Raw genomic sequence first — 11,813 nt, forward strand, 5'->3', positions numbered from 1 at the left:
AACTGGAGCCTCATTATCTTCTTTATTTTGCTTATTTAAACCCAAGTCTGTTTGGCTTAAATCTAGCTTAGCTGTATCAAAAATTTGAACATCTATATTAGTTCCAGAGGTATCTTTTATATAAATCATTCCCTGCTGTAACGCTTTTTGTGTTACTTTATTGCGTAGGGCTTCGTTTTTACTACTACTTAAGTCTTCATAAACACCAAAAATATCCTTTTTAGATATTAAATTTTTTAATGCTATTGGTGCATATAGCGTATTCATTACACTATGCAAGTTTGCACTAATTATATGTATTGGGCGTTCTAATAAATTATTCTTTTTAAGTGTTTCTTTAATTGTATTTGCCCAAATTTCACCATGTATATGGTGCCCCAGTCTCTCTCTTAAAACAGGACTAAAAGTAACTGTTCGTTTAGTATTATTAACAACTTCATCTATTGCCAATTTACCTAACCAATATACAATATGTAATAAGCGTTCTGGTTTTTCCTTTGTTGCAAAGTTAGAATATACAGAAGATAATTCTCTAAACGTTCTTCCAAGTATATTGGCTGTATGAGTAATGGCTATTTCTCTTTCTTTTTGAGTAAGTTTCTTTTTACTTAAAACTGCTTTTTCTAGTTTTAACCAATCTCTTGTAGTATGCCCTTCGTCATTAATTATTACACGTTTACTAATTTTATGAGACTCTACAAAAAGAAACGTTAAGTGAGTTAAAATATCATAAATTTCCGATCGTCCTCGAGTAATTTCAATATTCATTTGCTCATCGTCTATACGATAGCAATTACGTCTTCTTTTGGGTGGTATTATCGCCTCAAAATGTGAATTAGCATAGCCTTCATCACTTGTTAAATTAATAAAACGACACTCTTCTATGCCTATTGGCAATCTATCTATTACATATAATAGACCATCTAATTCTGCTTTTTCATCTGCAATAGAACCATATATTTCTGGCCTTAAAACTAAAAGTGCTTCTCTTAAGGTTTCTCCAGAGACTCCCATTGGTTTATAAAACCCTCTATTAAATAAATGACGCATAGTAATATACATTCTTTCTATTGCATTTGAGCTTTCTTGAGCCCTCGTTCTTTCATGATATGTTATTTTACTCATAATCTTTCTTTAGCCTGCAAATATACTATTATTTATAGAGAATATACGTTTCTAAAGCATCTGCAATTTTCCTATCATTAGAAAGGCGTGGAATTTTATTTTGCCCTCCTAATTTTCCTATAGATTTCATATAATTTTGAAATCCATTTTTATCTATTTTAGATATTTTTAAAGGCTGTAATACTTTTCCTTTTATTAAATCTAAATAATAACTATTTTGTTCTTGTAATGCTTTATCTATTTTATTAGTGAATTTAGTAATATTTTCCGGTTCTTTTTCAAATTCTATAAACCATTCATGATAGGGTAGACCAGATTGAGGCGTAATCTGTGGCGCTACTGTAAATTCATTAACTCTAGCTTCAGAACTTTCTATAGCTTCCTTTAATGCTTGTTCTACCTCTTTACCTATTACATGTTCTCCAAAGGCAGATATAAAGTGTTTTATTCTACCAGAGACAATAACTCGATATGGACTTAAACTTGTAAATTGTACAGTGTCTCCTATATTATAAGCCCACAAACCTGCATTAGTAGATATTATTATTACGTAATTTACACCTTTTTCTACTTCTGCAATGGTTATACGTTTTGGATTCTCATTAAAAAATTCATCTGCTTTTATAAATTCGTAAAACATACCCGAATTTAACTGTAGCAACATTCCTTTTTCGTTTTGCTTATCTTGAAATGCAAAAAAACCTTCACTTGCAGGGTATAGTTCTATACTATCTACTTTTCTCCCTATTAAATTTTCAAACTTAGCTCTATATGGCTCATAATTTATGCCTCCAAAAATGAATAGATTAAAGTTTTTAAAAATATCTCCTACTTTTTTTCCTGTTTTTTCCTGAAGTCTTTCAAAATACATTTGTACCCATGAAGGAATTCCTGAAATAATAGTCATATTCTCAGGTAGTGTTTCTTCTACAATAGCATCTACTTTAGTTTCCCAATCTTCTATACAATTTGTCTCCCAAGATGGCATTCTGTTTTTTTGAAGGTACTTAGGTACATAATGTGCTACAATACCAGATAATCGACCTAACTGTATACCATTCTTTTCTTTTAGTATTGGGTTACCTTGTAAAAAAATCATTTTACCATTTACAAATTTCGTATTCCCTGTTTCATGTATATACATTAATATAGCATTTCTCGCTGCATTAACATGATATGGCATGCTTTCTTTTGTAATTGGTATGTATTTTGCTCCAGAAGTGGTGCCAGACGTTTTTGCAAAATATAATGGTTTTCCTTTCCATAAAACATCTTTCTCGCCTTCAACAACTTTATCTACATATTTTTTTATAGACTCATAATCTCTTACAGGAACTTGTTTTACAAAATCTTCATGAGTTTTTATGGTCTTAAAATTATGGTCTTTCCCAAAATTAGTATGAGAAGCTTCTTTTATTAAGTTTTTAAAAACGTTCTCTTGAGTTTCAATTGGGTTATTTGCCCATTTCTGAATGGATTTATAAATTTTCTTTGCAAATTGTTTTGCTAATGCAGACTTAAATGGTATCATTAAATTATTTGAAATCTATAAAATTAGTTGGGTTTACTGGGTAACCATCACTCCATAATTCAAAATGTAAATGAGGGCCAGTTGTTAATTCTCCTGTATTTCCTGCCATTGCTATAACTTCTCCAGATTTAACTAAATCCCCCTGAGCTTTAGTTAACGACTCGTTATGTTTATAAACAGATATTAAGCCATGGCTATGCTCTATTATAATTACATACCCCGTTTCTGTAGTCCATTCTGCAAAAATAACAGTTCCATCTGCTGCAGATTTTACTGGTGTATTCTCTGCAACTATTACATCTACTGCATAATGTTTTTCTTCTACGTTGTATGTTTCACTTATGGTTCCGCTCACTGGAGGAAATAAAACAAAGCTGGCTTTGGTTTTAGCTGTTTCAAATAAATTGTATTTATCTTCCTTATCTACTTTTTCTCTAAGAATAGAATCCTCTTTAATTGGGTCTAAGTCTACCTCGCCAATATCTAGTTTTGCTGCAGATAAAATAGAGTCTCTATTAAACTCTACAGTACTTACCTCTCCTTTTAGCACTTTTTTTATAGAGCTATAATATTGTTCATTTAACCTAATAACCTTTTGTAATGAATCTGTTTTATAATTAAGTTCTACTGCTTTCTTTTTTAATGCTGTAGAAGAATAACCAGGAATATATTCCCGAATTGGAGTAAACGCTATTAATAATGTAGTAAGTGCTATTAATAATATTGATGAAATTGTAGCTAATACAAATACATTTAGTCGTGTTAACTTAAATGAAATGCGTTCCTCAAAAGTATCTTCGTTTAAAATAACTAAACGATACTTATGAAGTAGTTTTCTTTTTAATGGAATTTTCTTTTCTTTTTTACTCATACTGCTTTATCTATTACAAATATAGACAAAGGGTTTAATTTGTTTATTTCTGTACTAAAAGTAATTGCAATTTAGCTTATAATTAACAAAAAGTTGATCTAATATTTCTAAAATTATTTCTTGCAACAACCACATACACTAGGATTAAACTAAAATTTTATTTTCATTACACAAATCGTATAAATAACTAATTTTCAAAAAAATAAAACAAAAAAACAGGGTCTTAATTTATAAATATAAGCAGCTATACTTTGTATATATTATTAATAATATGTTGCTTTGAATCAAAACTCAAGCAAATGACATATTTTACATACAACGATTTTTTCGTTAGAAAATTCAGTCTGAAAAAATAATACCCTAAACAACGATTGAATTATGAACGAAAATAATATATTCCCAGAGGACATATTACACAACACAGTCGAGTATCACATAGCAAAGCACAGCAAAAAAACTAATCTTATTTTTTGGCTATTATTTCTTACGCTATTAGGGATATTTATATCCTTACCTTTTATAAACATAGATGTTCCTTCTACAAGTCTAGGAAGGGTTGTATCCAAAGAAACCCCAGTTTCTATATACACTTCTTCTGGAGGTAGAATTACTTATTTTAATATTAAAGAAAATCAAACTGTTTCTAAAGGAGATACTTTGGCTATTATAAGCCAAAAAGATCAAGATGTAAGAGATGATTTATTAAAACATCAGAAAGAAGATATTTTGGGCTTCATATCAGATTTAAGACTACTCATTAATGGACAGCACTATAAAATAAAAACAAATAAATACAAAAAAGCACTTCTTCAGTATAACCAAAGAAGAAACAACTTAAATACAGTTATTGAAAAAGCCAAAAACAATTATAAGAGAGTAAATGAATTATATAAAAAAGATGCTTACACTAAAGTACAGGACGAGGAAGCCCTTTTTCAGTTAGATAAAGCAAAAGATGATAAAGCTCTTTTTATTAGTCAAGCAAAAGAAGCATGGCAAATTGAACTTTCTGAATATGAACAATCTCTAGATAATTTAAACTCTAATCAAGAGCAGTTAAAAGAAGAGAGAAACATGAAAGTTGTTATTGCTCCTGTAGATGGTGATTTAATTAATGTTCAAGCTCATCATCTAGGAAGCCTTATAAACCCAGGTAGTAATTTAGCAACAATTTCTCCTAGCGGTAATTTAATTGTAGAATCTTACATGAACCCTAAAGATATTGGTTATATAAAACAAGGTATTCCTGTAAAATATCAAGTAGAATCTTATAATTCAAACCAATGGGGTTTTGCTACCGGTGAAATTATTGAAGTAGGAAAAGATATCGTTGTTATACAAAACACACCAGTTTTTAAAGTTAGAAGCTCTTTAAATGAAAAAACACTATCTCTATCTAATGGTGTAAAAGGCCCATTAAAGAAAGGAATGAATGTTACTAGCCGATTCTTTTTAACCAACAGAACATTATTTCAGCTATTAACAGATAGTATAGACGATTGGTTTAACCCTTATAATGACATAAATGAGTAAAATAGAAATAAAACAACACGATTTTAGCGATTGCGGAGCCGCTTGTTTAGCTTCTATCTCAGAGCACTATAAACTAAGTTTGCCAATTGCTAGAATAAGACAATATGCCAATACTAACCAAAAAGGAACAACACTTTTAGGTTTACGTGAAGCAGCTACAAAGTTAGACTTTATAGCAAAAGGGGTAAAAGCCTCTCTAGAAAGTTTAGAAGAAATACCACTTCCTGCAATTGCCCATGTGTTAATAAAACACGATGAGCACGAGTTTCCTCATTATATGGTTATTTACAAGGTAACTAAGGACTATGTTAAAGTCATGGATCCTGCAACGGGAAAACTTGAAAAGAAAACTATTAAAGACTTTAAAGACATTTTCACTGGATACATGTTAATTTTAATACCAGACGAAGATATTTTTAAAGAAAGAAACGAAAAGTTCTCGAATTTAAAACGTATGGCTTTTCTTTTAAACCCACACAAACACATTCTTTTCCAAGCACTTATAGGCTCTATAATTTATACACTTTTAGGGTTTTCTGTTTCTATTTATATAGAAAAAATAACCGACTTTGTTTTTGTTAGTGGTAATAAAGGCCTGCTTAATTTAATGAGTGTTGTTGTGTTATTATGTGTTGTTCTTCAATTTATTTTTGGAGCATTAAAAGATGTTTTTATGCTTAAAACCAGCCAACAGATAGATTCTAGGCTTATTTTAGGGTATTATAAACACTTATTTACAATGCCTCAAAAATTCTTCGATACTATGCGTATTGGAGAAATTATGTCCAGAATTGGAGATGCTGTAAAAATTAGATTGCTAATTAATGAAACTGCTCTAAATATTTTAGTAAATGTATTTATCGTTATTTTTTCATTCATCTTCATGTATACCTATTATTGGAAATTAGCAGCTATTATTACGTTAATTATTCCATTATACATTATCATCTACTTTATTGTAAACAATTTAAATAAAAAGGTAGAGCGACAGGTAATGGAGAAAAATGCATTGCTAGAGTCTCAACTAGTAGAATCTATTAAAAATATTGGAACTGTAAAGCGATTATCTCTAGAGGATTTTTCTAAAAACAAAACAGAGTTAAAGTTCATAGATTTATTAAAGACAATATATAAATCTGGCTTAAATAATATTTTTGCCAGTACATCTACAGGTTTTATTTCTAGAATATTTACTGTTATCCTATTATGGGTTGGAACTTATTATGTTATTGATGGCGAAATTACACCCGGAGAACTCTTTTCTTTCTATTCTATAATAGGTTATTTTACTGGTCCTGCTTCACAATTAATAGGTACTAATAAATCTATTCAAAATGCTATGATTGCGGCAGATAGGTTATTTGGCATCATGGATCTGGAAACCGAAGTTAACGAAGCAAATATTACAATCTCTGAACATTCTTTTGGAGATATTCAATTCGACAATGTTCGTTTTCATTACGAATTAGGAAGGGACATCTTTAAAGATATTAGTTTAACCATACCTAAAGGAAAGTTTACAGCTCTAGTAGGAGAAAGTGGTAGTGGAAAAAGTACGATTGCTTCATTAATTCAAAATGTATATCAACCTTATGAAGGTAAAATACTTATTGGAGATTACGATTTAAAGTATATTACTAAAGATAGTATTAATGCTTTAGTTACTACTGTCCCTCAAAATGTCGAATTATTTGATGGTTCCATTATATCTAACATAGCTATTGGAGAATATAGCCCAGATATGGAGAAAATAATTAAAGTTTGTAAGCAAGTAGGTGCTTATGAGTTTATAGAATCGCTCCCTAATGGCTTCCAAACCTATTTAGGGGAGTTTGGAGCCAATCTTTCTGGAGGCGAAAGACAAAGAATAGCCTTTGCGAGAGCTTTATATAAAGAACCAGAAATATTAATACTAGACGAGGCTACCTCAGCATTAGATTCAGAATCTGAATTAGTTATAAAAGATCTCATTGATGATTTAGCATCACAAGGAAAAACAATAATAATAATTGCCCACAAACTACAATCTATTGTAAAAGCCGATAAAATAATTGCTCTTAAAAAAGGAGAGGTTATAGAAACTGGAACACACCAAGAGCTTTTAGACAAACAAGGATATTACAGTAAAATGTGGAGTAATTTAAATGTATAATTAAAAAAAATCCGTTAATCATGAAAAATCATTCATTTGCAAACAAAGCGGTTGTTAGGACGCCTTTAAGCCCTAAGAAAATAGATATTACCTGGGAAGAAATTCAAGATATATTTAAAAACCCTAAGCATAGAGAAGCATTATTTATTGGATCTCCCAATATATATAAAGCATTTGAATTATGGGAAAAGGGAGAAGCTTTTCAAACAGAAGACGAGCTTAAAAGCCTTAAAGGGTCTCTTTATAAATACACCTCAAGACTAGCAAATCGTTGTACTCCTTTTGGTTTATGGGCTTCTGTAGGAACCATAAATCTAGGAAAAGAAACCAGTATAGATGTAGACAGTGGAGAAATAAAACGTACCACCAAGTTCGATATGTATTTTCTAGGTGAGATACTACCAGAAATTACCAAAAATAAAGACATACGTAACGTTTTAAAATACTACCCTAACAACTCGATGTATAAGGTAATGGACAAATATCGTTTTGTTGAGTATTACTTTAAAAAAAGTGCTAGAAGACATAAAATATCTGAAGTAGACATTAATGACTATTTAGAAAAAACAATAAAAATTGCTCATCAAGGAGCCACAATAAGTCAACTTATAAAACCCATTACAGATGATAATATTAGCGATGAAGATGCTAGAGATTTTATTCACCAAGTTATTGACAGTCAGTTTTTTGTTAACGAACTTGAATTTACTTTAACTGGAGATGATTATTTAGAAGGCTTGTTAACTGTTTTAAGCGAAAAGCGATTTGATTTTTATGAGGCAAATGTTGTTAAAGAATTATTGCATTCTTTAAAAAGTAAAATAACTGCTATTGATGAATCTGGAATAAACAATCCAGAAAAATATAGAGAAATACACACTCAAATAGAAGAAAAGATCCAAGAAACAGATATAACAAAACTATTTCAAGTAGATAGTTACAAAACAATACCTAACGCTACTTTAAGTTATTCAACAATAAAAAAGCTACGTAGTGCCATAGTTGTTTTAAATAAGTTACAAAATAAAAGGTCTAACCCAACTTTAGATGATTTTAAAAAGAAGTTTCAAGAACGTTATGAAGAATACGAACAACCTCTTATTAATGTACTAGATCCAGATTTAGGTATTGGTTATGGTTCAGGTTCAGGAGCAAAGACACCTTTAGTAGACAAACTAGCTATAAGAGGCAGATATGCAAATGAACGAAAAATTTCATGGAATAATAAAACTGGCTTTCTATTTAAAAAAGCTTTAAAAGCTTTACAAAATGGTGCTACAGAAATTAATTTAACTGATGAGGAAATTAATCAGTTTGACGAAAACGAAAGTTTATACCCAGATAGTTTTTCGACATTCTTCAATGTTTTTCATGAAAAAGGAGAAGAAAAAGTACATTTAAAATCTGTTTGGGGGCCATCGGCGAATAGTTTAATTGGTCGTTTTGCTCACTTAGATGCTTCTATAGAAACTATGTGCGATGAAATACACAATCATGAAAAATCACTTTACCCAGATAAAATACTAGCAGAAATTATTCATTTACCTCAAGCAAGAACTGGGAATATTCTTTATAGAAAATTTCAACGAGATTACGAAATACCATATCTAGGAAACTCCTCTCTTGATAAAGAATACCAATTAGATGTTACTGATTTATACATCTCTGTTAAGAGAGGAAAAATTATTTTACGTTCTAAACGTTTAAATAAAGAAATTATACCTCGTTTAGGAAACGCCCATAATTATAGCGCTAATGCTTTGCCTATCTATCATTTTTTATGTGATATGCAAGACCAAGAACAATCTGGTTTAAGTTTTAGTTGGGGAAGCTTACAAAATGATTTCGACTATTTACCGCGAGTAAATTATAAAGATATTGTTTTATCTCGTGCCACTTGGAACTTAACAAGTGATACAATGAAGGCTATTCTTAAAAATAAAGAAGAAAACGCTATTGATGCTGTTAGAGCTTTTCAGAAGAAACGTAATATCCCAGACATTGTTTCTTTTACCCAAGGGGATAATGAAGTTGTAGTAAATTTTAAAAACGACTTAAGTTGTTTCACTTTTTATTACATGCTAAAAGGAGAACATTTTATACAGCTTAAAGAGTTTTTCTTTGAAGAAAACACAATAACTGGTGCTTATTGTAATGAATTTGTATTGCCTTCTTATAAAAACATTCCTAAACAAAAGGAAAATAAACTTGCAGAAACAACACCTGCTACACCTGCTAGTATTCAAAAAGCATCTTATTCTACTGGAGATGAGTGGCTTTATTATAAGTTTTATTGCGGGGAACGAGTAGGAGAAAAATTACTAAACCAAGCCATTAAGCCAACAGTTGACGAACTTGAGGCGAATAACTTAATAACGAAATGGTTCTTTATACGCTATTCTGATAAAGATGGCTACCATTTACGTTTTAGAATTCATTTAAAAGATCAAACTAAATTCTCTGAGTGCGTATCAATTATCAAAAAACACATTCAGCCGTTCGAAAACAATCTGTTAATTTGGAAAACACAAACCGATACGTACTTAAGAGAATTACAACGTTATGGCTTTGAATCTATAGATGCTACCGAAGCTTTATATTATAATGATAGTGAGTGTACTGTTAAATTTGCTGATATGATTGAAGGAGATGCTGGAGAGCGTATTCGTTGGTTATTCTCGTTACTTTCTATGGATCATTTACTTAATGACTTTGGTTTTAGTGTTAAACAAAAAATGCATTTATTAAATATTGCTAAAACTAGTTTTGGAAAAGAGTTTAATAAAACTGGAGCCCTAAATAAGCAAGTAAATGAGTTGTATAGTGAAAACATGACTAATATTGAAACCTTTTTAAACGAAGACACTAAGGCAGACATTTATAAGCCTTTATGGGATATTTTAAAAGAACGCTCTTTTAAAAATAAAGAGGTCGTAAGCGAATTAAAAACATTAGCCAGTAATAATATTTTACCTGGAGGGTTAGAAAATACCGTTTTAAGTTATTTACACATGGTTTGTAATCGTATTTTCTTAGCTAAACAACGTATTCATGAAATGGTAGTTTACGATATGTTATTTAAATATTACAGTAAACAGTTACATACACAGAAAAAGAGTAAAAAAGAAGTTACCGTATAGCTTAGCTATTAATCTAACATTAAACCTAAAAAGGAGCGTATTGTGCGCTCCTTTTAAATACTAAATTAATTATGAGAGCATTAGGCGTGTTAAGTCCATCTTTAGCAGAAAAACTAGATAAAGACGATAAATATATTTTAGAAATAGATTCTTTAAAAATACCATTAGCATTAATACATATTCCCGATACAGAATTTAACGAAAATAGTGATGAGTATAACGATATAGTATTAGTAAGAAAAAAAGGGTTTTCTCTTAATTACAGAGATTTTGGTATTATTGAAAACGCATGGAAAAAACTACAAAAAACAGATCAAGATACATACTACCCCATTGGTTCTGAGTTTTGCGGAGAAGTTGTAAAAATTGGAAAAAATGTAACCAATTTAAAAGTGGGAGATTATGTAATTGCAGACTGTTCTTACCCTTTAGCTCCCTTTAACGCACCACCTGGCATACCTAGTAATCATGCAAGTAAAGAGCTTGAAGTTTTCTACAAAGGAAAGTTAACTACAATTCCTGAAGGTATCCCTGTAGAGCAAGCTGCAGGAATGAGTATTGGAGCACAAACAAGTATGTCTATGATTAGAAAAGCAGACATAAAGGAGGGTGATAATGTATTAGTGACTTCAGTAACATCAAATACTTCTTTAATAATATTAAATTTTTTAAGAGACAAAAACTGTAATGTATACGGATTATCCTACTCTGGAGAAAATACAGAGAAAGTAAAAGAGTTATTTCCTTTCATTAAAAACATTTTTAACTTTAAAGAGCAAGATATTCCTAAAAACCTTCTTTTTAATGCTGTTTTAGATCCTTTTTCAGACACTCATATTGTTGCATTACAACGTAATCTTAATCTTGAAGCTAATTATGTTACTTGTGGGATGTTTAACCAGTCTTCTGAAAAAATGCAAAAAAAAGAAGCCTATACTAACATATCATATTTAATGAGCTTATTAATTTCAAAAAATATTAGCATTAAAGCAAATTGCTTAGGAAGCTCTGAAGACCTTAAAAATGCAATCGAATTATTAAACAACAATACAGATTGTAACATCCCTGTTGATTCTGTTTTTAATAATGATGAAGATATTAACCTGTTTTTAGATAAGTCTTTTTTAAAAACAAAGAAAACTGGAAAGGTTACTTTTATTTATAGATAAAGTGTTTTTCTTTGTTTGAGGTAAATAAGTATAAAAACAAAAGCCCTTGATTTAAATCAAGGGCTTTTTTGTAAGCGGTATTACATTTTAGTCTTTTGTTATATTATAGCTTAATGCTATACTTCCTAATAGGATTCCTACACATTGTGCAGAAGATGCTACAGCAATAACACAAAGAGGAGATGTTCCTCCATCTACGTCTAATAATTCTACTTCGTTTAGTTCTACTACACTATTTTTAGTAAAATCTAATCTGTTTGCTTTTTGTGTTTTCATAATACTATATTTTATA

The 11,813-nt window shown here is 30.2% G+C and carries 8 protein-coding genes; 4 read left to right on the plus strand and 4 right to left on the minus strand.

Annotated elements, in window-relative coordinates; genetic code table 11:
* From ACVC2P_RS10815 to ACVC2P_RS10825, 3 genes are all read right to left on the minus strand, one after another.
* On the minus strand, positions 1 to 1,125 hold a 1,125-nt coding region (locus ACVC2P_RS10815; protein ID WP_452598488.1), incomplete at its 3' end, for a DUF6909 family protein.
* A gap of 28 nt (positions 1,126 to 1,153) precedes the next feature.
* Positions 1,154 to 2,656: a GH3 auxin-responsive promoter family protein gene (locus ACVC2P_RS10820; protein WP_452598489.1), complete on the minus strand. Its 1,503-nt coding sequence runs from the start codon at positions 2,654 to 2,656 to the stop codon at positions 1,154 to 1,156.
* Positions 2,657 to 2,660: 4 nt separating this feature from the next.
* On the minus strand, positions 2,661 to 3,527 hold the full coding sequence (locus ACVC2P_RS10825) for a M23 family metallopeptidase (RefSeq protein WP_452598490.1): 867 nt from the start codon (positions 3,525 to 3,527) through the stop codon (positions 2,661 to 2,663).
* Between the two features lie 378 nt (positions 3,528 to 3,905).
* Here ACVC2P_RS10825 and ACVC2P_RS10830 point away from each other — a divergent pair, with 378 nt between their 5' ends.
* The 4 genes from ACVC2P_RS10830 to ACVC2P_RS10845 all read left to right on the plus strand — a co-directional run bounded on the left by ACVC2P_RS10830 (position 3,906) and on the right by ACVC2P_RS10845 (position 11,521).
* A complete protein-coding gene (locus ACVC2P_RS10830) occupies positions 3,906 to 5,060 on the plus strand; it encodes an HlyD family secretion protein (RefSeq protein WP_452598491.1) in 1,155 nt (384 codons plus the stop codon).
* Positions 5,053 to 7,212, plus strand: coding sequence for a peptidase domain-containing ABC transporter (locus tag ACVC2P_RS10835; protein ID WP_452598492.1), 2,160 nt, complete (start codon positions 5,053 to 5,055; stop codon positions 7,210 to 7,212). Before ACVC2P_RS10830 ends, ACVC2P_RS10835 begins: the two co-directional genes overlap by 8 nt.
* 20 nt (positions 7,213 to 7,232) lie before the next feature.
* The gene (locus ACVC2P_RS10840) at positions 7,233 to 10,352 is read left to right on the plus strand and encodes a lantibiotic dehydratase (protein WP_452598493.1); all 3,120 of its coding nucleotides are present in this window, start codon (positions 7,233 to 7,235) and stop codon (positions 10,350 to 10,352) included.
* A gap of 71 nt (positions 10,353 to 10,423) precedes the next feature.
* Positions 10,424 to 11,521, plus strand: a complete 1,098-nt coding sequence (locus ACVC2P_RS10845) for an MDR/zinc-dependent alcohol dehydrogenase-like family protein (protein WP_452598494.1) — start codon at positions 10,424 to 10,426, stop codon at positions 11,519 to 11,521.
* Between the two features lie 87 nt (positions 11,522 to 11,608).
* On the opposite strand, the gene ACVC2P_RS10850 is transcribed toward ACVC2P_RS10845, so the two are convergent.
* Positions 11,609 to 11,813, minus strand: a 205-nt coding sequence (locus tag ACVC2P_RS10850; RefSeq protein ID WP_452598495.1) for a class IIb bacteriocin, lactobin A/cerein 7B family, incomplete at its 5' end; no start/stop codon positions are given.

Source organism: Pontimicrobium sp. MEBiC01747 (assembly GCF_053601635.1).

What these genes read in the sequence shown, in the direction of transcription:
- ACVC2P_RS10820 (WP_452598489.1), bottom strand. Translation starts at nt 2,656, where the DNA reads ATGATACCATTTAAGTCTGCATTAGCAAAACAATTTGCAAAGAAAATT.
- ACVC2P_RS10825 (WP_452598490.1), bottom strand. Translation starts at nt 3,527, where the DNA reads ATGAGTAAAAAAGAAAAGAAAATTCCATTAAAAAGAAAACTACTTCAT.
- ACVC2P_RS10830 (WP_452598491.1), top strand. Translation starts at nt 3,906, where the DNA reads ATGAACGAAAATAATATATTCCCAGAGGACATATTACACAACACAGTC.
- ACVC2P_RS10835 (WP_452598492.1), top strand. Translation starts at nt 5,053, where the DNA reads ATGAGTAAAATAGAAATAAAACAACACGATTTTAGCGATTGCGGAGCC.
- ACVC2P_RS10840 (WP_452598493.1), top strand. Translation starts at nt 7,233, where the DNA reads ATGAAAAATCATTCATTTGCAAACAAAGCGGTTGTTAGGACGCCTTTA.
- ACVC2P_RS10845 (WP_452598494.1), top strand. Translation starts at nt 10,424, where the DNA reads ATGAGAGCATTAGGCGTGTTAAGTCCATCTTTAGCAGAAAAACTAGAT.